At 57.1% G+C, this 21,135-nt stretch carries 24 protein-coding genes; 17 read left to right on the top strand and 7 right to left on the bottom strand.

Annotated elements, in window-relative coordinates; translation table 11 throughout:
• The first annotated feature begins 45 nt into the window (after positions 1–45).
• Positions 46–780: a class I SAM-dependent methyltransferase gene (locus tag AC0IXA_RS23475; RefSeq protein WP_122750668.1), complete on the top strand. Its 735-nt coding sequence runs from the start codon at positions 46–48 to the stop codon at positions 778–780.
• Here AC0IXA_RS23475 and AC0IXA_RS23470 read toward each other — a convergent pair.
• The 3 genes from AC0IXA_RS23470 to AC0IXA_RS23460 all read right to left on the bottom strand — a co-directional run bounded on the left by AC0IXA_RS23470 (position 777) and on the right by AC0IXA_RS23460 (position 2,257).
• Positions 777–1,025, bottom strand: a complete 249-nt coding sequence (locus AC0IXA_RS23470; protein ID WP_016774267.1) for a DUF6555 family protein — start codon at positions 1,023–1,025, stop codon at positions 777–779. The genes AC0IXA_RS23475 and AC0IXA_RS23470 overlap by 4 nt on opposite strands.
• An 84-nt stretch (positions 1,026–1,109) precedes the next feature.
• On the bottom strand, positions 1,110–1,316 hold the full coding sequence (locus AC0IXA_RS23465) for a hypothetical protein (protein ID WP_050977883.1): 207 nt from the start codon (positions 1,314–1,316) through the stop codon (positions 1,110–1,112).
• 176 nt (positions 1,317–1,492) lie between these two features.
• Positions 1,493–2,257, bottom strand: coding sequence for an SDR family oxidoreductase (locus tag AC0IXA_RS23460; protein ID WP_076563347.1), 765 nt, complete (start codon positions 2,255–2,257; stop codon positions 1,493–1,495).
• A gap of 116 nt (positions 2,258–2,373) precedes the next feature.
• Here AC0IXA_RS23460 and AC0IXA_RS23455 point away from each other — a divergent pair, with 116 nt between their 5' ends.
• Positions 2,374–3,318 carry a GlxA family transcriptional regulator gene (locus tag AC0IXA_RS23455; protein ID WP_206420537.1) on the top strand — a complete coding sequence of 315 codons (945 nt, stop codon included), beginning with the start codon at positions 2,374–2,376 and terminating at the stop codon, positions 3,316–3,318.
• Between the two features lie 12 nt (positions 3,319–3,330).
• Here the strand turns inward: AC0IXA_RS23455 and AC0IXA_RS23450 are convergent, their stop codons facing one another.
• Both AC0IXA_RS23450 and AC0IXA_RS23445 read right to left on the bottom strand, forming a co-directional pair.
• Entirely contained in the window at positions 3,331–4,098 is a 768-nt protein-coding gene (locus AC0IXA_RS23450) for a sulfite exporter TauE/SafE family protein (RefSeq protein WP_471814583.1), read from the bottom strand.
• Positions 4,099–4,241: 143 nt separating this feature from the next.
• Positions 4,242–5,216 (bottom strand): hypothetical protein, encoded by a 975-nt coding sequence (locus tag AC0IXA_RS23445; RefSeq protein WP_471814582.1) that lies wholly within the window; start codon positions 5,214–5,216, stop codon positions 4,242–4,244.
• 143 nt (positions 5,217–5,359) lie between these two features.
• On the opposite strand from AC0IXA_RS23445, the gene AC0IXA_RS23440 reads away from it, so the two are divergent.
• The 6 genes from AC0IXA_RS23440 to AC0IXA_RS23415 all read left to right on the top strand — a co-directional run bounded on the left by AC0IXA_RS23440 (position 5,360) and on the right by AC0IXA_RS23415 (position 10,576).
• Positions 5,360–6,226, top strand: coding sequence for a LysR family transcriptional regulator (locus tag AC0IXA_RS23440; RefSeq protein ID WP_341637811.1), 867 nt, complete (start codon positions 5,360–5,362; stop codon positions 6,224–6,226).
• A gap of 124 nt (positions 6,227–6,350) precedes the next feature.
• Entirely contained in the window at positions 6,351–6,911 is a 561-nt protein-coding gene (locus AC0IXA_RS23435; RefSeq protein ID WP_471814581.1) for a nucleotidyltransferase family protein, read from the top strand.
• A 41-nt stretch (positions 6,912–6,952) separates the two neighbouring features.
• Entirely contained in the window at positions 6,953–7,432 is a 480-nt protein-coding gene (locus AC0IXA_RS23430) for an NUDIX hydrolase (RefSeq protein WP_471814580.1), read from the top strand.
• A gap of 448 nt (positions 7,433–7,880) precedes the next feature.
• Positions 7,881–8,240 (top strand): DUF6124 family protein, encoded by a 360-nt coding sequence (locus AC0IXA_RS23425; RefSeq protein ID WP_471814579.1) that lies wholly within the window; start codon positions 7,881–7,883, stop codon positions 8,238–8,240.
• Positions 8,241–8,378: 138 nt separating this feature from the next.
• A complete protein-coding gene (locus tag AC0IXA_RS23420; RefSeq protein ID WP_471814578.1) occupies positions 8,379–9,920 on the top strand; it encodes a T6SS phospholipase effector Tle1-like catalytic domain-containing protein in 1,542 nt (513 codons plus the stop codon).
• Positions 9,920–10,576, top strand: a complete 657-nt coding sequence (locus AC0IXA_RS23415; RefSeq protein ID WP_041480571.1) for a DUF2931 family protein — start codon at positions 9,920–9,922, stop codon at positions 10,574–10,576. The genes AC0IXA_RS23420 and AC0IXA_RS23415 overlap by 1 nt, the downstream gene beginning before the upstream one ends.
• A gap of 432 nt (positions 10,577–11,008) precedes the next feature.
• Here AC0IXA_RS23415 and AC0IXA_RS23410 read toward each other — a convergent pair whose 3' ends face one another.
• Together AC0IXA_RS23410 and AC0IXA_RS23405 are read right to left on the bottom strand one after the other, a co-directional pair.
• Entirely contained in the window at positions 11,009–11,968 is a 960-nt protein-coding gene (locus AC0IXA_RS23410) for an EamA family transporter (protein ID WP_016774285.1), read from the bottom strand.
• A gap of 168 nt (positions 11,969–12,136) precedes the next feature.
• Positions 12,137–13,063, bottom strand: coding sequence for a LysR family transcriptional regulator (locus tag AC0IXA_RS23405; protein ID WP_258606037.1), 927 nt, complete (start codon positions 13,061–13,063; stop codon positions 12,137–12,139).
• A 112-nt stretch (positions 13,064–13,175) separates the two neighbouring features.
• Between AC0IXA_RS23405 and AC0IXA_RS23400 the strand changes: the two genes are divergently transcribed.
• The 9 genes from AC0IXA_RS23400 (at position 13,176) to AC0IXA_RS23360 (ending at position 21,112) form a co-directional block, all read left to right on the top strand.
• Positions 13,176–13,928, top strand: coding sequence for a 3-oxoacyl-ACP reductase family protein (locus AC0IXA_RS23400; RefSeq protein WP_130910843.1), 753 nt, complete (start codon positions 13,176–13,178; stop codon positions 13,926–13,928).
• Between the two features lie 7 nt (positions 13,929–13,935).
• The gene (locus AC0IXA_RS23395; RefSeq protein WP_341638020.1) at positions 13,936–14,532 is read left to right on the top strand and encodes an NADPH-dependent F420 reductase; all 597 of its coding nucleotides are present in this window, start codon (positions 13,936–13,938) and stop codon (positions 14,530–14,532) included.
• A gap of 49 nt (positions 14,533–14,581) precedes the next feature.
• Positions 14,582–14,974: a nuclear transport factor 2 family protein gene (locus AC0IXA_RS23390; RefSeq protein ID WP_110599097.1), complete on the top strand. Its 393-nt coding sequence runs from the start codon at positions 14,582–14,584 to the stop codon at positions 14,972–14,974.
• A 123-nt stretch (positions 14,975–15,097) separates the two neighbouring features.
• Positions 15,098–16,738, top strand: a complete 1,641-nt coding sequence (locus AC0IXA_RS23385; RefSeq protein ID WP_122506957.1) for a sensor domain-containing diguanylate cyclase — start codon at positions 15,098–15,100, stop codon at positions 16,736–16,738.
• Positions 16,739–16,894: 156 nt separating this feature from the next.
• The gene (locus AC0IXA_RS23380; protein ID WP_471814577.1) at positions 16,895–18,478 is read left to right on the top strand and encodes an EAL domain-containing protein; all 1,584 of its coding nucleotides are present in this window, start codon (positions 16,895–16,897) and stop codon (positions 18,476–18,478) included.
• A 57-nt stretch (positions 18,479–18,535) separates the two neighbouring features.
• Complete coding sequence (locus AC0IXA_RS23375) at positions 18,536–18,838, top strand: ArsR/SmtB family transcription factor (protein WP_071171906.1); 303 nt, start codon at positions 18,536–18,538, stop codon at positions 18,836–18,838.
• Between the two features lie 63 nt (positions 18,839–18,901).
• A complete protein-coding gene (locus AC0IXA_RS23370) occupies positions 18,902–19,876 on the top strand; it encodes a zinc-dependent alcohol dehydrogenase family protein (RefSeq protein ID WP_471814576.1) in 975 nt (324 codons plus the stop codon).
• Positions 19,877–19,904: 28 nt separating this feature from the next.
• Positions 19,905–20,246 carry an antibiotic biosynthesis monooxygenase family protein gene (locus tag AC0IXA_RS23365; RefSeq protein ID WP_341637804.1) on the top strand — a complete coding sequence of 114 codons (342 nt, stop codon included), beginning with the start codon at positions 19,905–19,907 and terminating at the stop codon, positions 20,244–20,246.
• A gap of 164 nt (positions 20,247–20,410) precedes the next feature.
• Positions 20,411–21,112: a DUF695 domain-containing protein gene (locus AC0IXA_RS23360; protein WP_341637803.1), complete on the top strand. Its 702-nt coding sequence runs from the start codon at positions 20,411–20,413 to the stop codon at positions 21,110–21,112.
• Positions 21,113–21,135: the final 23 nt, after the last annotated feature.

Below are 21,135 nucleotides of genomic sequence, written 5' to 3'. Positions count from 1 at the left end.
TCCACGCTCACCGCGTAGCGTGTCGCAAAGACAAGGAGAATCGCCATGACCCAACCCGCCACTGACGCCGCCGGCAAATTCGACACCTCCCGCGCCAACGAATATGCCCGGCAAAGCCGCATTGCCCTGGCTGGCTACGATGCCTGTCACGACCTGTCGGCCTGCATGCTCGCCGCCAGCCTTGGGCAGTCGCGTCCGGCAAACGTGCTGGTGGTGGGCGCGGGGGGCACCGCGCAGGAAATCATCGCCATGGCCGCGCTGGAGCCGGATTGGCACTTCACTGCGGTCGATCCTTCCGGGCCGATGCTCGATGCTGCGACCGAACATCTGCGCGCCAATGATCTATTGCACAGAGTCCAGATACATCTCGGTCATGTCGAAGACTTGCCGGCCGACGCATCTTTCGACGCCGCCACCCTGATCGGTGTACTCCATCACCTGGGCGGTGACGAGGCCAAGCAACAAATACTGCGCTCCATTCAGGCCCGCCTCAAACCCGGCGCGCCATTGATCGTGGCCGGCAATCATTACGCTTACGCCAGTCAGCCGTTGCTACTGCAAGCCTGGAGCCAGCGCTGGCGACAGCAGGGCGCAACCGCTGACGAGGTGCAGGCGAAACTCGGGAAGATTTTGCAGGGCGCTGATCCGCCGCACTCGGAGGCGGCGGTGCAGGCCTTGTTACATGGTGCCGGATTCGGCGATGCAACACGGTTTTTCAGCAGTTTGTTCTGGAGCGCCTGGCTGACGTGCAAGCTCAGCCAGGCGACCCGATTTGCCTAAGCCTCCGTCCAGTCCAGCGCTGCCGTCTCGCGCCATTTCACGTCGGTGATCCCATAACGCTCGGCCTGGGGTTTGGAAACCACTTTCAATGGTGGTTTACCCGGTTTCGGAATCGGCGCAATACCGGCGTCACAGCTCGCCCAATGCCAAGCGTCGGCGTTGCGCATACTCTTGGCGCGGATGACGAATGATTTTGGCTGGTCGTGATGTTTGTATTCGATGACGAAAATATCGGTGCTACGCATGAGTTCCTCCTTACGCTCATACGTAAATGATTTTGTCCGACAAGAAAAATTCAAAGGATTTTCTGGCCGGATGATCAGCGTCACTCAGCGCTCTAAAACGCGGTTCTTCATGAAGCCGCGCAGGTTCATCAGGAACAGGCAGAGCTGCAGAACGATGAGCGCGTAAGCCCCGGCATGGACGCCCCAGATCACCCACAGCAAATTGCTCAGACTGAAACAAACGAAACCGCTCATGCGCCGTTGCGGTCGTTGCGAACCGATCAGCCACGCGGCCAGAACGGTGACCAGCATCGCCGGCCATTGCACCCAATCCAGATATGCCAACACCCTTTCCTCTGCACAGATTTGCTTGATGCAGAAAGGGTACACAGCAACCGAAGGATGGTCACCGATGAGCCTTGAACCTTGTCCCAACAAAAACCACTTGGATCACAAACCCAAGTGGTCGGAAGTATTCGGCGCTTTAATCAAGCCACCGGAATAGGATTTTCCAGCAGCGACAGGTTGAACTGCTCGATCAACCCGTGCTCGTTCGCGCCCTGGTTGGCTCGCAGCGGCAAGACTCGGTCAACCAGCACTTCGGTAGTGGCGGTTTCCAGCTTGATCAGGGTTTCCTCGATGAACTCGCCCAGCGGCATGGCGCGCTCGTCGCCGCTCTTGTGAATCAGGTCGGTATCAACCCAAGGTGGCGCGATTTCCAGGACCTTGACGCTGGTGTCGCGCAGCATGAAACGCTGCGACAGCGAGTAGGAATGGATCGCCGCTTTGGTCGCCGAATACAGCGCCGTGGTCGCCAGCGGCAGGTAGGCCAGCACCGAGCTGTTGTTGATGATGTAGGCCTCGGGCTGGCGCTTGAGGTGTTCGACGAACGCCGCGCTGACGCGCACTGGGCCGAGCAGGTTGGTCTGCAACAGACCGACGGCCTGTTCATCGTTGTAGTCGCCGGAACCCGCGTTGTCGAAGGGCATGATCCCGGCGTTGTTGATGATCACGTTCAACGACGGATGGCGGCGGATGACTTCGGCGGCGACGTCCTTGATCTGCTGCGCATCGTTGATGTCCAGCTGCACGGTGTCAATGCCCGGATTCGCCTGGGCAATCTCTGCCAGCAGGGTCTGGCGACGACCAGCGATGATGACCTTGTTGCCGCGCTGATGCAGGGCCTCGGCCAGTGCGCGGCCGATGCCGGAAGTGCCGCCGGTGATGAAGATCGTGTTCGCTTCAAGTTTCATGAGCTGCGTCCCGCAAGTGGATTGATTGGTATGTGAGCCATGATGGAGAAAACCTGCTCCGACCTGAATGACGTATGTGGTAGTGTTTCAGGACATTCAACAAACGGAGCGCGACCATGCATCGAGTCGGCTATCTACTCACGGAAGGTTTTCAGGTCATGGCGCTGGCGACCCAGTCGGTGTTCGAGTTCGCCAACATCGTCACGGGCAAAGCCGTGTACAAGGTGCAGAACTTTTCCCAGGCCGGCGGCATCGTCAGCTCCTCGCTGGGCTTGCACGTCGATACGTTGCCGTTGACGCAGGCGGGGCTGGCCGACAGTTGGCTGGTGGCTGGCACGCTGACACCGCTGACGCCGCCCGATGCTGACGTGCTGCACAGCGTGCGCGGGCTCGCCGACGGCGCACGCCGCGTGGCCGGCATCTGCACCGGCTCGTTCGTACTGGCGCAGGCTGGTGTGCTGGATAACCGCCGCGTGACCACGCACTGGGCGTTCGCCCCGGCGCTGCGCAGGATGCATCCGTCGGTGAATGTCGAGGACGACCGCATCTTCATCATCGACGGCCCGGTGTGGACATCGGCGGGCATGACCGCTGGTGTCGACATGGCGCTGGGTATGGTCGAGAAGGATCTGGGCAGCGAAATCGCCCGCTCGGTCGCCCATCGACTGGTGATGCATCAGCGTAGGTCCGGAGGGCAGTCGCAACATTCGGAATTGCTGTCGCTGTCGCCCAAATCCGACCGCATTCAGAGTGCGCTGGATTACGCGCGCAAGCACCTCAATCGCCCGCTGAGCGTCGAAGAACTGGCCGAAGTGGTGCACCTGAGTCCGCGGCAATTCACCCGCGTGTTCACCGCCGAAACCGGCCAGTCTCCAGCCAAGGCGATAGAGAGCCTAAGGCTGGAAGCAGCGCGTTTGCTGATCGAGCAGAGCAGTCACAGTCTGGATGTAGTCGCCAGGGAAACCGGGTTTCGTGACCGCCGGCACATGCGCGAGGTGTTCATGCGCGGCTTTGGCGTGCCGCCGCAGGCGGTACGGCGGGATTCGCGGCGGATGGTATGACGTGACCAGAGTCTACGAAAAAATGTTGACCCCCATTCTGCCGATCAGGAATACGAGCAGAATCAGGAAAAAAACTCTGATGAAACTGCTCCCATACCGTAATGCCAAAAAGACACCGGTCAGTGCACCGGCCATATTGCATAAAGCAACTATGCCGCCAATCGCCCACAAGACATTACCGGAGGGGATAAAAAATATGAGCGCAGCGCTGAACGTCCCCAGATTAACCAGTTTTGCAGAGGCTGATGCATTGAGGAAATCAAAGCCAAAGACCTTGACGAAGATAAACAGCAGCAGGCTGCCACTGCCCGGGCCGAAGACACCATCGTAGAAACCGATCAGGCTGCCGAAGAAAACTCCAAGGCAAATGTCTTTCGTTCCGAAGTGGCGGTCTTTGCCTGCCAAACCAAGTTTTTTTTCCATAAACGTGTAGATAGCCATGACTATCAATATGAAAAAGACAACGATCTCCATCAATCTTTTAGGGACAAGGGATACTGAGAGAGCTCCGAGAAAAGAAAATAAAAAAGCGGCGAGCATGGTCGGAAGCATTAAATTCCAGCGGATTTTTATGCGCTTCAGGTAACCCGATATTGATGAAATATTGCCTGCCAGAACGGCCAGTTTGTTGGTGCCGAAAATGGTGGCAAGGCTGTACTGGGGTAGGGCATGTAGAAGTGCCGGCACCTGTACCAGGCCTCCGCCACCGACCGCAGCGTCTATCAGGCCACCACAAAACGCGAAGAAACCCAATGCAAAAACAGCGTGTTCAACATCCATGCGATAGATCCCTGCGGAACGTCATTTGGCCGGAAGGTTCATGAGTCGCTCGTGGTTTGGTTTAAATATCGTCAAAACATGCCGATCATTCTCCAAGCTCACATTATGAGAGTTCATCGGCATGCTTCGTTAATCCATAGAGATCAACAGGTCATAATCCGATGCATGGCGGAGAATGCATTGCCGACTCTTTCATTGTAATTGAGCATGATGCCCTTCAGTCGCGCAGGCTTGAATTCCAGACCTACCGTCTGACCGTAAGCTTGCGCGGCCGCCAAGGCATGCAATCCGTGTTTGTTCTCAACTTCTCCGGAGTGCCCCATTACGTAGCCTTTGGCGTTACGCAGGTTTTGCGTGTTTGTCCTCAAGAACGGATTGGCCGCGAGGAGCTTTGCTTCAATATATTGAGCGATGAAATTGTATTCACGACCGTTCCACAGTTCAGATGAGATTGAAACCATCATCGCATCCATAATTGAAGATTTGTGTTCCTGCGAGTTTAGTGCCGTTTTATGCTTGGCGACCCCGGTGTTGTATAGGAAGTCCGCGAAGTCATTGCATTCTGCAATTCTGAATTGTTCTTCAACCCAGGCTGACGCACCAAAAGCTGCAGTCATGTAGTTGTACATTCCGTCATGGCCCTGATGTCCGAGACCGAAATCATCTTTCGCCACTTCATGCATATGCGCCATGACATTGTGGTAACCCTCACGTCTGTCGGCAGATACCGATATCGCATCCGCCGACAGGCGCATGATGATTTTTGCCGAGACAAGGCTGGTGGTTTTATGGGTTTCATTCCACCCATTGAAAAAGCTCAATACCGACGAATCTATTACTGGCTTTTCGAGGAACGCCCTGAATGCGCTTTCAGCCGCCAGTTGCGCGTCTTGCGTGATGGAATGATTGAGTACCTCAAGCATGGCGTCCTTTATCTCAGAAACGTTGCCGACGCAGGCCAGCAACGGTTGACGCCGTTGGTTTTCTTCTAAGGTACGTCCGGGAATTTTCAAGTTGCGTATGTGCTTGGGCAGGGCCTGGATAAATGTCTCGCCAAAATCTTGCATGGATTTATGTTCAAGCGGTTCCAAACGACTCTGTGGCGATGCCGAGCTCATGATGTGTCCTTCTCCCTAAAGACCTATGAAATGTTTGGTTTTAACGCACTTTCTTGCCTTGCAGCGGTGAAATTAGCCCGATTTGTTGACCTGCGACAAGTGACTTATACTGACCCAATCATTCATTTTTAATGAGCGTTTACATGGAGTTTTCGCAACTGGTCATGTTCAAGGCAGTAGCCGATCTGGGCAGTATCGTCCGTGCCTCGGAGCGATTGCACTGCGTGCCGTCCAACATCACCAACCGCCTCAAGCTTCTGGAACGTGAGCTTGGAGTTGACCTGTTTATTAGGAAAGGCAGAGGATTGATCATCAGTCCTTCAGGTCGGCTTTTTCTCGGCTACACCAACAAAATCCTGTCTTTGTGCGAAGAATCGCAACGAGCGCTTGATCCGCTGTCAGCTCCTTCGGGAGAACTCAGGATTGGTGCCATTGAGTCATCCGCTACCGGCCGGTTACCCAAGGTGCTATCCAGGTATCATCAACTTTATCCGGCTGTACAAATGCAATTCAGCACTGGCGATTGGTCACAATTATCCGCAGAAGTGGTCAACTACACGTTGGACGGGGCAATAATTGCCGTCAGGCCAGAACATCCGGACATCGAGAGTCTGGAGATCTATGAAGAGGATCTAGTAGTGATTGCCTCACCGTCCGCGGGGGTGATAAACCAGCCAGAGGACCTGCGCGGTGTGGATTTATTCATGTGGCCTGAAGGATGTCCCTACAGAAAGGCTTTGTTAACCTGGCTGGAGCGGTACAAAGTTTTCAACCCGATAACAAGCATAGCCAGTTATGGCACCATCCTTGGCTGCGTAAGTTCAGGCGCCGGGATATCGTTGGTGCCGAGAGGCATGTTTGAACAGTTCCGCCAGCTCGGCGGTATTCAAGGATTCTTCTTCAATGACTTAAAGCCTGTGCAGAATTATTTTATCTGGAACAGGCACGTTGAATCTCATCGCGCAAAAGACAAGTTTGCCGATTTGCTCAAGGAAGAGTTCAAGGTTTGAGCAGTGGGCGGCAGTTGGCCCTATCCTGCAAAGTTCGCCTGCACTCGTCATTCAGCACAAGGGACCGAGCGCTTACAGAGACCACTGATTGGCTCTCGCAACCATGGTCATTGGATTGAAATAAATGAATCTGGAAGCGCAACTGCGGGATCTGATTGCTGAAGATCCCGTCCGCATGCACATCTTGCGAATAGTCAGGGATCTAAACTTGCCGGACTGCTGGGTTGCCGCAGGTTTTGTGCGCAGCCTGGTTTGGGATCATCTGCATCAGCGCCAACCTTCGCCGTTGCCCGAGGACATTGATGTCGTATGGTTTGACACAGCATGTGCCAGTGCGCAAACAGACCTGGCCTTGGAGGTCGAGCTTGCAGCACTGTGCAGTGGCTTGAACTGGTCGGTGAAAAATCAGGCACGCATGCACCAGCGAAACGCCGATGCGCCTTATGGAGCGGCTGCGGATGCAATTACTTTCTGGCCGGAAACTGCTACGGCAGTAGGTGTCAGGCTTGATCGGCATGGTGCGATAGAGGTTTCGGCGCCGTTGGGGCTGGAGGATTTGTTTGCGCTGAAAGTGCGGCCAACCGCCCGATTTGAAAGTGATAAAAACGCGGTGTTTCTGGAGCGCGTGCAGTCGAAGAGATGGCTCGAGATCTGGCCGAAGTTGACGCTCGTAACGCAGGGTTGATGCCACCCCGATTGATCGTTTAAACCGATAAGGAAATCTTTATGCATCCTGACAAGGCCTGTCCTGTTGTGCTTTGTTTCGCACAGCGCCCGCGAATCCTGTTGTTTCGACATCCACAGGCTGGCGTGCAGTTAGTAAAAGGAACCATTGAGCGCGGAGAAACACCCGCCGAGGCCGCTTTGCGAGAACTGGCGGAAGAGTCCGGTATCCACAATGCGACAATCAGTGAAGATTTAGGATGCTGGGAGTCTTGCCACCATGGACAAGTCTGGTCGTTCCAACTTTGCGAGGTGCGTGAGCCACAGCCAGAGCGATGGTCTCATCAGACACTGGATGATCATGGCCATGTTTTCGAGTTTTTCTGGGCTTCGCTCGATCACCTGCCGTATGACGATTGCGATCCTGTGTTTCGTCGAGCGCTGGGTTTTTTGATTGAGGCTTTGAAGTATCAGGGACAACTAGCGGCACACGACCGAGGAGCAAAATGGAGATTGACCGGCTGCTTAAGAAGCGACAGTTGAATGTGCAGGAGCAGAATGCTGTGACTGCCCATCGCCTGATCCCCTTGTAGGAGTGAGCCTGCTCGCGATGACGCCAGCCCATTCACCGCCACATAAACAGAAAACCCTTAGCCCGTTTAAACAGTAACTCAAGCATTAAGCAAACGGCTACAACGCCTTGCGCCATTCCCTACGACTACGCCAGAATCCGCCGGCTTGTGCGTCTAGGTCGCGGGTTCTATCGTCTGTCGGTCGCTGAAAAACAGTGATCGGGTTTGGTAGCCCGCCATAACTAGTCGCATTGCGCACCGTTCGCAGGCCTGCTTCAGGTCTCTGCTCAATGGTGGCCATGCGCAGGACACCTTCGGGTGTGCCGGTTCCTAGTTACCGGTCTACCAACCCGCGTATGGCCGCCACCTTCGTTTGGTAGCGAATGTGAAGGCTCCTTTTCCTAACTAGGAGTTTCACCATGTTCAAAGTCACACCCAATCCCCCAACCAGCGACCCCGCATCACCCTACGAATCCGGTGCATCGAAAAAACTACACGAAGCCGCCGAACGCGCCCTCGATCACTACCTCGGCCCCGCCGAAATCCTGGCCAGCACCAACACGCCGGAACAGATGTTCCTCGCCAACCCGAAATACGACACCGAGTCCCTGCTGGCCAACGCCAGCGAATCCCTCGGCTCGGCCACCACCATGCTCTACGACTTCGCCGCGCTGCTCGACAACCCGCGCCGCAGAACCCTTCTAGGCATCGCCCAGGTCGTCATGCTCGGCGAAATCGCGGTCAATCAGGCTTTGGACAAAGTCGAAATAGCCAAATAACCCGCAATGCGACGAGCGCAAGACCTCGTCGCAACACCCGGGCGCACCACGGCTGGCACACGGCCACGGCTTGCACCACCCGGCCTCGACTGTCACCCTTCGGGCCGTTCTTCAAGGATCAGAACAAGGAATCAAGGATTGAGTGGTTACGTTCCAAACCCGCCGAAAAACTACCGCTACGAACAAGCCAAACCCGTCGACATACACGCCCAGCATTGGGCCGAGTATGAGAAATACGGGAAAGAGCCCGCGCGCGAGCCTGAGAAAATAGGCATTGCGTTGAGGATCGGGGTTTTCTTTGATGGCACTGGCAACAATGCGAACAACTCTGCTGCGGGGTTGTTGTGCGGTGCTCAGCATCCGATTGCGCCGGAAGATATACCAGCTAGCTGCATGCCTTATATGAGTGATCCGGATAGTAGTTATGGCGCCGGGCCTACGAATATAAAAAAATTGTTTTCTCTGTATAAAAAGACCCAGAAAGCCGAAGGTGATGGCTTTCTTAAGTACGTCTCAAGCCCAATATATGTCGAAGGTATAGGCACTGAAAGCAATCAGATGGATAGCGCTGTAGGTGCTGGAACGGGGCGAGGTGAGACTGGTGTTACGAGTCGCGTACAAGCGTCCTTCACGCAGATAAAACAAGCTATCGAAGAGGCACTGCAAGAGAACCCCGACAGTGAAATTGCGTCCCTGACGTTCGATACATTTGGCTTCAGTCGTGGGGCTGCTGCTGCACGGCACTTCGCAAATGAAGTGGTGCGGGGTAAGCAAGGAGCTTTAGGAGATCTCCTAAACCGGAACGCCGCAGATTTCAGTCGCACCTTTGATAATAAATACGGAAACGGCATCAAAATGGGATTTATCGGGCTCTTTGACACGGTGCCCTCAATTGCCGGCTTCACCAATCTTGGCCGGGTGAAAAGTCCTATAGCTCCCGGTGTGAGGCTTTACCTGGACCGTCAATACTTCACGGATGTCGTACATCTCGTAGCGCGTGATGAGTGTCGCGCTAATTTTGCGCTCAGCCGAGTGAAGCCCGCGCACCCTGAGTACACTCTTCCCGGGGTTCATTCGGATATTGGCGGCAGCTATCTTGATGAAGTAGAGGAACGCGTGCTTGTCAGTCCGATGCAAACTCTCGATGTACCTCGGTACGTAGACGTTTCAACGACGTCGATTTATCACGACGCCGCGCGCGTAAAAAGCGAGTGGCTTGCTAAAGGATGGCCTGCGCATCTGCTGGATATTGTCACCCCGGCTTCCTTCAAAATTCCGCAGGAGCATCAAGACAGGCTTTCACCGGGGCAGAAGCGCGTATATGCCGCTCTACAATTGAAACGTCCGGTGAGTGGAAAACTTTCGAGAGTTTATTTAAGAGTCATGTATCAGCTGGCAAAAGAAAAGGGTGTTCAATTCATTGATATACCGGAAGATGACGAATACTCCGTGCCGGCAGAGCTGCAGCCTCTTTGTGACCGATTTCTCACCGGAAACTACAGAACAACTGCAGAAGAAGAGGCTTTGCTCAAGCTGAAGTACATTCATACCTCTGCAAACTGGAATCATCCCCTTGGAAGAAGAGACGGGAGCGGTATTGATGCTGTTTACATCAACGCCCCGACGGACGACGCGATCCGTGTACAACATCCTCACGTAGCTGATTGGAAGCTCTGGTAATGAAGTCTGTAATCGCTCTGCTTGTCGCCTTATTGTTAATGGGCTGCCAGAAAGGAGGTTTCGAAAGTGGAGAAAATGACCCCAAGTCTCCTTGGTGGCAAATAGGATTCGTTGAGCCGAATTACATGAAGATCTGGGTTGAGGACAGCTCGGTGCTGGATATCAATAACAGAATGTTTTTCAGAGTCGGTGGAAAATCCGCTCCCGGAGGCGAACCAGAAGATGGGACGGAGTCTGCCCGTGGTTGGGGAACAGTCGGTGGTTCTGGAGTTTTGGTTACCGGTGCTGACCTTCCTCGAATGATTTTTGTCCGTTGGCAGTCGATATCGGAGCAGAAAACCTATAAAGGCTTCATAGAGATTCCAGAAGAAGCGAGGCAACTGATGGTGCAGTCCACACATCAGCGGTGCCCGAAGACTCCCGAAAGAACCGCACGTTACTCCGCAACGCTGCTTGTGGGGCTCGCCCCGGGGGGAGTGCTTCAAGCGTGGGTCAGGGACTCCTGCCACCGCCCGATAAAAGTCTCCCATGCTCAAGGCGAACTCGAACCTCTCGGCCCGGAGCAGGGCAAGCATGGCGGGCGCTATGCCTATCCCGTGAGTGAGAAGGCCAAGCGTTACATTGATAAGTTCGGCATCCCGTACGGTAGTTGGTAAATGACGTGGATGGAGCGCCGTCCACTTTTCAACTGCTAGACCGTTTCACTTCTTTGAGTTGAATTAGGGGCGGCGTCTTGAGAATAGGAAAGGCCGACCGTTTCGATGATGTCGACTACGACGCAGGCTATGAGTATCGAGGGTTCGATTACCTGATTCTGGATGGTGTCGATCAGTTTCTCGTCAGAACTTACGATGACCACCCCGGTAGCGCGACGGTTGTACGCCCTGCCATGACCACAAGCACCAGACTCAGAACGCTGGCGGGATTCTTACGGACGGAGCTGGAGGTAACTGCGATTTATCTCTACAAGGGTGAAATAGGAAGCTATGCCCAGGTAGACCTCGAGAGCCTGCAATTCCGCTGATTCGGTATCGAGCCGGGGGCGATAAGTAGGACTCGCCAACCAAGAGTCCCGCCACCACACCCCCTCAAACCTCAGCCTTCACCCCAACCTTCACCGGCGCTTTGCGATACGTCAGCAACACAATCCCGCTCACCACAATCACTCCGCCCACGATCTGTCCTCTGCTGAGCATCTGATCCAGCACAATCCAGCCCATCAACAACGTCGCCAATGGCTCAATGTTCATCACCGGGGCGTTGCGTGGCATGTCCAGCCTGGGCACGGAAATGAACAACACAATGAAGCCGGTCCCATAGAGCACGACAAGCGTGGCAAGGGCCAGCCAGCCGGTTGAGGTGGCGGGGAGGTTGAGTCCGCCGGGGAGGGCGCCGGTCAGGCCGGCCAGGTTGACGCTGCTGAACACGATGAAGATGGTCAGCAGGCTGCGCACCGAGCCGCGCACTTGCGACAGTTTGTGGTCGGTGATCCACAGCGCGCAGGCGAATACGCTCGCGGCGCAGAAGGCGAGTGCGACGCCCAGTAGCCATTCCGGGCCGACGCTGGCGCTGTCTGACAGACGTCCGGGAACGTCCAGCACGAACACCAGCCCGACGAGAATCAAGCCCATCAACATCGCGGTGCGCGCGCTTGGTCGTGGGCCGCCCAGCGCCCAGGTCAGCAAGGCCAGCAGGATCGGAAACACGTTGGCCACCAGCAGCGCCAAAGCGACCGGGACCCGTGCTACGGCGGAATACAGACACAGACTCTGCGCAGTAATCAGCAGGCCCAACAACAGTTGCCAACGCCAGGCGCCCGTCGGCAGACGCAGGCTTTGCCGCTGCCACAGGACGAGAATGGCCAGCACCAGCAAGGTCCCGCCCGAGCGCATCAGAATTGCCAGCAGCACACCCGCGCCGTCATCAAAAGCCACCCGTGCCGCGACGTGGTTGCCGGCGAAGGCACAACCCATGCACAACAGAATGATCACGGCGAGATAACGGGGGAAGGGCGGGGGGACGGTTGGCGCAAACTCAGGACGGGACATGGCAGATCTCAAAAATGATAGCCACTCGGGGCGGCTCAGGTTTTTATTATGTTGTCGTACAACTGCCCGATTTGTACCGTAATCGAGCAGACGCGGCAAGCTCGAAAGGCTTGAATAAACGCTTGGGCGTGATGGTGGTTGAGTTTTAGAGGTCGTATAACTTGCCTTCTAAGCCCGAGCATCGAGAAGAGCGGCCCAACCATCCTCCCGAGCCTGACCGACCAGAAAATCCACAAACGCCCGGGTTTTGGCCGGTAACAGTTTCTGGCTGGAAAAGTACAAATAAATCTGCCCCGCATCGACATGCCAGTCCGGCAAAACCCGCTCCAGCGTACCGTCCTGCAGATAAGGCAAAACATCCGGAACTGCCAACAGCGCAACCCCCAACCCCAGTCGGGCGCACTGACACAGCGCTTGCGGATCGTTGACCAACAGGCGCGGCGCCAACTCCAGCGGTGCCCGTTGCCCGTCGGGGCCTTGCAGCATCCAGCTGCGCACCTTGCCGGTCTGCACCGAGCGCATGGCCAGATGATCCAGCGTCGCCAGCTCTTCGATGTGCCGGATGCGCTTGTGTGCCGAGAGGTATTCCTTCGATGCCACCAGAATCAGATGCGCCGGGGCGATGGCTCTGGCGACCACACCTTGCGCGAGTTCGATGCCGCCGCCGATAGCCGCATCAAATCCATCCGCGATGAGATCGACCTGGCGATTGTCGACGTGCCATTCAGGGGTCACGGCGGGGTATTGCTTGAGAAACTCGGGCATTAGCGGCAGCAGAAAATCCCTGGCGAAACCGGGTGCTGCGCTCAGACGCAAAAGCCCTGAAGGCTCTCCGGCATTGCCGGCCACGTCGGCGATCGCCGCCTGAACGCTTTCCAGTCCCGAACCGACGTTGGCCAGAAAGCGTTCTCCCGCTTCGGTCAGCGTGAGTTTGCGCGTGCTGCGCTGAAACAAGCGTACGCCGAGGTTGGCCTCCAGTTGCGCGACATTGCGACTGACCGCCGCGGGAGTCAGGCCCAGGCGCCGCGCGGCGGCAGAGAAGCTTCCCGCCTCGGCGCTGCGCACGAATGAGAGCAAATTGCCTAAGGTTTCCATCTGCGCACCTTCAACGAATGATTGAAAGTGATTCTAGTGGGCTTCCACTACTGGTGGAAGATCAAAAGGCGTCTCATAGCCTCATCAACTCCAACCACCCAGAGGCTTGACCATGAACACTTCCACGCTTCCACTGACCGGCAAAATCGCCATCGTTACCGGTGGCTCACGCAGCATCGGCGCAGCAATCGCCAAGCGGCTCGCGGCAGATGGCGCCAACGTCGCTATCACCTACAACGCATCGCCAGATCGCGCCGCAGCGGTCGTGCAGGAAATCGTCGCGGCGGGCGGCCAGGCTGTGGCGCTGGCGGCCGATGCGGGCAATCCCGAGGCTGTACGTGCAGCGATTGCCGAGGTTGCACAGCGTTTTGGCAAGATCGACATTCTGGTGAACAACGCTGGTATCAGCCTGCTCGGTGCCCCCGAGGACATCGCCTTTGAGGACTTTCAACGCATCCTTGCGGTGAACGTGACCGGCGTCTTCGTCGCCACTCAGCAAGCGCTCAAACACATGGGGCAGGGCGGTCGCATCATTCACATCGGCAGCTCGATGGTGCAATACGCTGCGTTCGCTACCGCCTCCGTCTACACCCTGAGCAAAGGTGCGCTGACCGGTTTCAGTCGTGGACTGGTGCGCGATCTTGGGCCGCGCGGCATCACTGTGAACACCGTCCATCCTGGCCCGACCGACAGCGACATGAACCCGGCCGACGGGCCTATTGCGGACTTCCTACGCCCGAACATCGCCATGGGGCGGTACGGCGAGGGCAAGGATGTTGCCAGCGCGGTGGCGTACCTGGCCAGTGCGGACGCCGGGTTTGTCACCGGCGCAGAATTAATCGTCGACGGCGGCTTCACAGCGTAAGGAGAGCATCATGACTATCAGCATCATTGGTACAGGCTCCATCGGCACCGCCATCGCTCGGTTGCTCGTCAACGCAGGCCTGCCGGTCAGTCTGGCCAACAGCCGTGGGCCGCAGAGCCTTGCCGGTTTGGTCGACGAATTGGGTCCACTCGCGCAAGCGGTGACCGCTCGGCAAGCCAGTCAGGCGGACATTGTTTTTCTGGCGGTGAACTGGTCGAAGATCCCCGACGCGGTACGCGATCTCGGGCCTTGGGATGGACGTATCGTGATCGACGCCAACAACCCGATCGAGGCGCCACTGTTCAAACCGTTCGATCTGGGCGGCCAGCCGTCTTCGCAAGTGGTGGCGCAGATGCTGCCCGGTGCGCACGTGGTCAAGGCCTTCAACCATTTGCTCGCGGCTCTGCTGAGCGATCCCTCCGCCGAGGGCGGCAAGCGGGTGCTGTTTTATTCCGGTGAAGATGCCGCGAGCAAAACCAAAGTTGCAGAGCTGATTACTCAACTGGGTTTTTACGGCATCGACCTGGGCGGTGTGCAGCAGGGAATGCTTGCGCAGTTTCCGGGCGGACCGCTGCCAGCCTTGAACCTGGTCAAACATGGTTGACCGCTGAGCCCGGGCAACCGGGCTTCACATACCAATCGAGGATTCAAAAATGTCTGGCTCAGATTCGCGAAATATCAATGAGGTGGAAAACTACGACGCCTTGCTGCGGGCCAACCTGCAGCGCGTGTTCAACGAGCGCGATGCACAGAAGCGCATTGCGGCGGTGCATGAGCTTTTTGCAGGCACACCGACGATGTACGAACCGACTGGCATCGTCACCGGGCGGGCGGCGATTTCAGAGGTGGCCGGTGCGTTGCTGGATCAGTTCGGGGCGGACTTCGCTTTTGTTCCCGAGGGGCCGGCGGTTGGGCATCATGGCCTGGGTTACCTGCGCTGGCATGCGGGCCCGAGCGCTGGGTCAACTGTTGTCAGCGGTGTCGACGTGGCGGAAATCAGCGAAGGGAAAATCGTGCGGTTGTGGGTATTGCTGGACCCGGCTTGAAGTTCAAACGCAGCTGGCAGACGCTCTCGTATTGGAAGTCCCTCAGGCGTGTCACGCACAAGCGCATATACTCGCTGAGGCGCTTTCGCTGCGAACTCCCAAAGAGACCTGTCAGGGCAGACGATGATCGACAGAACGGACCCCCCAAATGAATCGGCCAGCGACGAGACGCTGGGTGCCACGCAGCCCGTAACTGCGCTGAATTTGCGTTGGCTGATTCTCTCCCTGGTACTGCTGTCTGTTCTGGCGACGTTGGGCAACAGCCTTGTCACAGCCTACCGCGTGCAGCGCGATGCCTTGGTTGATCATGCGCTGCAATCGAACAGTGCTTATGCAGCTAAGGTCGCCTCGAGCCTCGCTGAATTCATTCATTCAGCACAGAACCATCTGCGTTACAGCGCCAGTGAATTGGGCAAGGCCTGGGGTGACCCCAGCGTCATGCGCGCCGAAGCGCTGCGCCTGCAAAAACAGGATGCCGATTTCAACTCGATTGCCATAATCGATAGCACTGCCAAGGTGCTGGAGGCGTATCCGGATACTCTTCAAATCAACGGCTCAACGCTGCGTTCGGATGCCATTCTCAAAGCCATCGATGCGAAGCGGCCCTTCATCAGCTCCGCGTATACGTCTGCCGCCGGCAATCTCGTCGTATTTATCTCCGAACCCGTTTACGACTCTGCTGAGCGTTACGTGGGCATCATCGGCGGCTCGGTTTATCTGCGCGAAGACAACGCGCTGCACACCCTGATCAGCCGCCATTTTCACCACGAAGGCACCTTTGCTTTTGTAGCGGATCAGGATCGCCAACTGCTTTTTCACCCTGAGGCGGCGCGCATTGGCGACACCCTGGGCTGGAGCAAAACCGTCGATGCGGCGTTGCGTGGCGAGAGCGGCTCGATGAGCGTGCGTAATTACAAAGGCGTACCCATGCTCGCGGGGTACGCTCAGGTGCCGGGCGCTGGCTGGGCGGTGGTCGCGCAGCAGCCGCGCGAAGTGAGTCTGGCGCCGCTGAACACCTTGATGCGCGATGTGCTGCTGGGAATGCTGCCCGCCGCCCTGATCGGCTTCGTACTGATCTGGTTCGGCACCTTGCTGATCTGTCGCCCGCTCAACCAGCTGTCGCGTATTGCCCGGCAGTTGTCAGCGCCCCAGGCCAGCGAGCAACTTCGCCACGTCAAGGCCTGGTATCACGAGGCGTTTTCCATTCGCCAGGCGATGCTTGCCGGCGTGCAGTTGTTGCAAGCGAAGCTGGGCCACCTTAACCAGCAGGTGCTGACCGACCCCATGACCGGACTGGCCAATCGCAGAGCCATGGATCAGGAGTTGCGCCGCCTTGAGCGCACCGGGCAGACATATTCGGTGTTATCGCTGGACATCGACCATTTCAAAAGGGTTAACGACACCTTTGGCCACGACAAGGGCGACCTGGCTATCAAACAGGTCGCGCATACGCTGCAAACTTATTCCCGCGTCGGCGACCTGGCGTGCCGAGCCGGGGGAGAGGAGTTCTTGCTGATTTTGCCGCAAACCGGTGTCGAGTCAGCCAGTGCCATCGCTGAGCGGATACGTCAGGCCATTGCGACCAGTGATATTCCGACCGTGGGGCGCATTACCGCTTCGATCGGCGTGGCGACGTGTGAACACTTACCGACTACTGCAGAAATCGTCCTCAAGAAAGCCGATGAATGCCTCTACCGCGCCAAACAGGGTGGACGCAATCGAGTGGAATCTTACTTGTCGATGGCCTCAAGCGATTCCGAATGAGGCTACAAATTGATGCATGTCACGGGGCTTTCAACTAATCGGCAGAGTTATTGATTCTGCCTCGATTCCACGCTAAAAGCAGCGGTAGGTGCCGCGCAAACGGCGCGTCCGGCAGTCGCGAAGACGCGTCATGGGCCAAATCATTCGGGCGGTGAAATGAAGCGTTCCAAGATCATGCGGCGGGGAATATTGCTGACGGCCCTTGCGGTGATCGTCCCGTTGGGCATGACCCTCGCGGCTGGCTGGATGCTGTCGATCTACGCGGCTCATGACCGCCTGCAAACGCTCGCCGCGATTGCCAACGATCGCGCCAGTCAGACATTTGCGCAGGCCTCCCAGGCACTGAAAAGCATTGCTGTCACTGACCTCGAACCCTGCTCGCCACAGGGCATCGAGCAGATGCGCATGATTGCCATCAATACGTTTTCGGTCGAGACGGTCGGCTACGAAGAAGATGTATTTGCCTGCACGTCATGGGGCGCCACGCCGCCGCGGTCGAAGCAATGGGCGGAGGATTTCGTCACCGACGACGGGGTGAAGGTGTCCATCGATGCGCAGGATGACAACGAGCTGATCAAACCGATGCTGGCGTTGCAGTTTGCTGCGTTCAACGTGCTGGTCGACCCGGAGCAGTTTCGCGAAGTCGTACTGGATGAAGGCGTCAGGCTGGCCGTCGGCACACGTCAGGGCCGCTTGCTCGGCCCGGCGGACCCGAACATGGCGAGTTTCCTTGCCTTGGTGCATGAGGGGCCTACGCATGGCCTCAAGGACGGCTTTCTCTACACACTGGTGGCCCAGGGCAACTTCACCGTAATTGCCGCAATCCCGCGACAGGAACTGCTGCGCAGCCTCTGGCAGCACGTGCTTTATCTGCTGCCGATCGGTCTTGTCATCAGCGTAGGCCTGGTCATTGCGAGCCTGCGCTGGTGGCGTCGCAAGCTGTCCCCGCTGGCGGCACTGGAGCGCGCGGTGCAGCGACAGGAGTTCGTGGTTCATTATCAGCCGATCATCGAAATTGAGACCCGGCGCTGCATCGGCGCCGAAGCCTTGATCCGCTGGCGCAAACCCAACGGCACGCTGGTCTACCCGGACGTGTTCATCCCGCTGGCCGAATCCAGTGGCTTGATCGAAGCGATCACTGACCAAGTGGTTCACCGCGTATTCGCAGACCTTGGCGCCATGCTCGCCAGTGATCGTTCACTGCACGTAGCGTTAAATCTGGCCGCAGCCGACGTCAGCTCCGGGCGACTGATCCCTGCTTTGTTGAATGAAAGCCGTCGCCTCGACGTGCAACCCGCGCAGATATGGCTTGAGGTGACAGAGCGCAGCCTCGTCGATCTAACGTCAGCGAAAATAACGCTGGAGCGCGCGCGGAGCGCCGGGTTTGTTGTCGCGTTGGATGACTTCGGCACCGGCTATTCGAGTTTGCAATACCTGCAGCAATTACCGCTGGACGTGCTCAAGATCGACCGATCCTTTGTTGAGCAGATCAGCGAAGCAGAGGAGAAGACCTTACTGGTCACTCACGTCATTCAGATGGGCCATGCGCTACGGCTGACACTTGTCGCTGAGGGTGTCGAGACCCCGGCACAGCTGGACTTCCTGGGCGCCAACCAGGTGCGCTATGCACAGGGATGGCTGTTTGCGAAAGCCATGGAGTGCGCACAGTTCCAACAGCTCTATCTGGACGGTCGGCCTTGCACCGACGCGCGCATTCTTCAGGACCCGATTGTTTCCTGAAAGAAACGAGTCAAAAAACCACATTGACATATCGAAAAATCTCGATATCCTCGGCGCATGGAACTGATCGAAATCTTCAAAGCCCTCTCGAACCCGACGCGCCTCAAGATCCTTGAAGGCCTGAAGGATCCCGTCAAGAACTTCCCCCCGCAGGATGAGGGTGACGTTCTCGTCGAGGGTGTCTGCGTCAGCAGCATCCAGGAAGGTATCGGCTTGTCGCAGTCGACGGTGTCGAGTTACCTGGCCACGTTGCAGCGGGTGGGGCTGGTGGAAGTGCGACGCATCGGTCAATGGACCTACTACAAACGCAATGAGGCTGCTATCAGCGCGCTTGCAGAGGTCATAGGGAAAGAACTGTAAATTTTTTTACTTTAGGATATCGAGAATTCTCGATATCCCTCTTTATCGATACGAGGTTTTGCCATGAAAGCGATGATTTTGAAATCCTTCGGCGGTCCTGATTCGTTCGAACTCAGCGACGTTCTAAAACCGGTTCCGCAAGCGGGTCAAGTGCTGGTCCGAGTGCACGCTACTTCCATCAATCCGCTGGATTATCAGGTTCGGCGCGGTGACTATCCCGATCTGGTGCCGCTGCCAGCCATTACCGGTCACGACGTGTCGGGCGTGGTTGAAGCCATCGGGCCGGGCGTCAGCGCTTTCGCGCCGGGCGACGAGGTCTGGTACACCCCGCAGATATTCGACGGGCAGGGCAGTTATGCCGAGTACCACGTCGCAGCCGACAGCATCATCGCCAGAAAGCCTGCCGCGCTGAGCCACCTTGAGGCGGCCAGTCTGAGTCTGGTCGGCGGTACGGTTTGGGAAGCGCTGACCGTGCGCGCCGTGCTCCGCGTTGGCGAAAGCATTCTGATCCACGGCGGCGCGGGCGGGGTCGGCCATGTGGCGATTCAGGTGGCCAAAGCCATGGGCGCCAGAGTGTTCACCACCGTGCGCGAGGCCAACGCCGAGTTTGTCCGCAGCCTGGGCGCTGATGTGGTGATCGATTACACCCAAGAGGACTACGTCGAAGCGATCATGCGCGATACCGCCGGGCATGGCGTTGATGTGGTGTTCGACACCATCGGCGGCGATACCCTGTCTCGCAGTGCCGACGCGCTCGCCCAGCTTGGCCGCGTCGTCTCGATCGTCGACATCGCGCAGCCACAAAACCTCGTTCAGGCCTGGGGCAAGAACGCCAGCTACCACTTCGTTTTCACCCGGCAGAATCGCGGCAAGCTCGATGAATTGAGCGCGTTGGTCGAGCGCGGCCAGTTGCGGCCCCACGTTGGCGCGGTCTATTCCCTTGCCGACATCCCGCTCGCCCATGCCCGACTGGAGAGCGCCAACAACGGTCTGCTGGGAAAAATCGCCATCGCCGTCGAGCCTTCACTCATCGTCTGAATCCGCTCACTGATTTTGGAGAAACATCATGGTTTACGAGATCGCTGTGCTGCCCGTTCATCCGCAACAGACTGAAGCCTTCCGACGCGCATTTGCCGAAGTCGAACCGTTGCTCACCCGCGCCAAAGGTTACGGCGGCCACTTGCTTGCGCAAGGTATTGAAACCCCCGAGCAGTTCAATCTTATCGTGCGCTGGCAATCGCTTGAGGATCACTCGCCGGGCTTTGAGGACAGTGAAGACCACCAGCGGTTCATGCTGGGGCTGGAGGATTATTTTTCCGCAGAGCCGAGCGTGTATCACATTGAGGGTGGTGCTTATCCGGGTGGCGATTTTGGCGTACCGGACAACGGTGCCAGCGTAGGCATCTGAGGGAGTATGTGGCTGTTCGTCACACGCGGCTGTGACTGGTCTAGCACTGCTTGTGATGAATTGCCACTTTAATTCCTCTTTGGCCTGTTCATGGGGCAGGGGTGGCAGGCAAAATGCGCCGTTTTCCATATGTCTCGTACTGCTGCTCATCCAAGGAAGGCCACTTGAAAGTCACTCCCCACGCTTCCCTGCGCCCTGATATCTGGCCAGCCGTTGTTTTATTGGTGCTGGCAAGCCTGATCACGACCGGCTGCACGCGCTCCCATACTCCAAAACCGGTAGAGCGCGATCCTTGTCTGGATGCCGGTCCAGCGCATACAACGGCCTACAACAAATGCATGAGCGAGCGGGAAGAGCGCCAAGCTGAAGCGCTCAGAATACTGCTCAGTGATGATCCTGCTGACAATCCGCAACGGCAAGTGGCCGTGCCAGGCGACAGCGATTTCCAACCGTCTGATTTTCCTGACGACCCGATGCCAGCGAGTTTTCGCATGCCTTCCGACCTCAATCTCAAGGATATCCAGGCGTTTCCGTACAAGGCTCGCATCAGCTGGAAATACGTGTCGGATCGCTTCCTGCCGAGTTCAAAGGAATCCGCGCGGATGATGCAGGTGGACCGCCTGATAAAGGCGGCCGTAACGGCGGATGGGGTCGCGAAGTGGGGGTGCACGGTCACCGGCGGAAAGCGTCAGGTGTGGGTTTTCTACACCCTGGACGACGCGGCCTTTGTCAGCCGTGTGCAGGCAGCTCTGGCGCAGACCGGGCCTTATCCGATTGAATTCAGCAGCCGTAAACAGGCAGATGTCAGTGCTGAGGTGCAGAATGCCGAGCAAACTCGATTGACACCCAAGCGATGCCTGGAGTGAAACAACCCTCGCTGCATAAGCTT

The sequence above is a fragment of the Pseudomonas sp. AC083 genome (assembly GCF_979253165.1).
The sequence above is the reverse complement of the archived record's forward strand: the minus strand, read 5'-3'. Positions and strand labels throughout refer to the sequence as shown.

What these genes read in the sequence shown, in the direction of transcription:
- AC0IXA_RS23475 (WP_122750668.1), top strand. Translation starts at nt 46, where the DNA reads ATGACCCAACCCGCCACTGACGCCGCCGGCAAATTCGACACCTCCCGC.
- AC0IXA_RS23470 (WP_016774267.1), bottom strand. Translation starts at nt 1,025, where the DNA reads ATGCGTAGCACCGATATTTTCGTCATCGAATACAAACATCACGACCAG.
- AC0IXA_RS23465 (WP_050977883.1), bottom strand. Translation starts at nt 1,316, where the DNA reads ATGCTGGTCACCGTTCTGGCCGCGTGGCTGATCGGTTCGCAACGACCG.
- AC0IXA_RS23460 (WP_076563347.1), bottom strand. Translation starts at nt 2,257, where the DNA reads ATGAAACTTGAAGCGAACACGATCTTCATCACCGGCGGCACTTCCGGC.
- AC0IXA_RS23455 (WP_206420537.1), top strand. Translation starts at nt 2,374, where the DNA reads ATGCATCGAGTCGGCTATCTACTCACGGAAGGTTTTCAGGTCATGGCG.
- AC0IXA_RS23450 (WP_471814583.1), bottom strand. Translation starts at nt 4,098, where the DNA reads ATGGATGTTGAACACGCTGTTTTTGCATTGGGTTTCTTCGCGTTTTGT.
- AC0IXA_RS23445 (WP_471814582.1), bottom strand. Translation starts at nt 5,216, where the DNA reads ATGAGCTCGGCATCGCCACAGAGTCGTTTGGAACCGCTTGAACATAAA.
- AC0IXA_RS23440 (WP_341637811.1), top strand. Translation starts at nt 5,360, where the DNA reads ATGGAGTTTTCGCAACTGGTCATGTTCAAGGCAGTAGCCGATCTGGGC.
- AC0IXA_RS23435 (WP_471814581.1), top strand. Translation starts at nt 6,351, where the DNA reads ATGAATCTGGAAGCGCAACTGCGGGATCTGATTGCTGAAGATCCCGTC.
- AC0IXA_RS23430 (WP_471814580.1), top strand. Translation starts at nt 6,953, where the DNA reads ATGCATCCTGACAAGGCCTGTCCTGTTGTGCTTTGTTTCGCACAGCGC.
- AC0IXA_RS23425 (WP_471814579.1), top strand. Translation starts at nt 7,881, where the DNA reads ATGTTCAAAGTCACACCCAATCCCCCAACCAGCGACCCCGCATCACCC.
- AC0IXA_RS23415 (WP_041480571.1), top strand. Translation starts at nt 9,920, where the DNA reads ATGAAGTCTGTAATCGCTCTGCTTGTCGCCTTATTGTTAATGGGCTGC.
- AC0IXA_RS23410 (WP_016774285.1), bottom strand. Translation starts at nt 11,968, where the DNA reads ATGTCCCGTCCTGAGTTTGCGCCAACCGTCCCCCCGCCCTTCCCCCGT.
- AC0IXA_RS23405 (WP_258606037.1), bottom strand. Translation starts at nt 13,063, where the DNA reads ATGGAAACCTTAGGCAATTTGCTCTCATTCGTGCGCAGCGCCGAGGCG.
- AC0IXA_RS23400 (WP_130910843.1), top strand. Translation starts at nt 13,176, where the DNA reads ATGAACACTTCCACGCTTCCACTGACCGGCAAAATCGCCATCGTTACC.
- AC0IXA_RS23390 (WP_110599097.1), top strand. Translation starts at nt 14,582, where the DNA reads ATGTCTGGCTCAGATTCGCGAAATATCAATGAGGTGGAAAACTACGAC.
- AC0IXA_RS23385 (WP_122506957.1), top strand. Translation starts at nt 15,098, where the DNA reads ATGATCGACAGAACGGACCCCCCAAATGAATCGGCCAGCGACGAGACG.
- AC0IXA_RS23380 (WP_471814577.1), top strand. Translation starts at nt 16,895, where the DNA reads ATGAAGCGTTCCAAGATCATGCGGCGGGGAATATTGCTGACGGCCCTT.
- AC0IXA_RS23375 (WP_071171906.1), top strand. Translation starts at nt 18,536, where the DNA reads ATGGAACTGATCGAAATCTTCAAAGCCCTCTCGAACCCGACGCGCCTC.
- AC0IXA_RS23370 (WP_471814576.1), top strand. Translation starts at nt 18,902, where the DNA reads ATGAAAGCGATGATTTTGAAATCCTTCGGCGGTCCTGATTCGTTCGAA.
- AC0IXA_RS23365 (WP_341637804.1), top strand. Translation starts at nt 19,905, where the DNA reads ATGGTTTACGAGATCGCTGTGCTGCCCGTTCATCCGCAACAGACTGAA.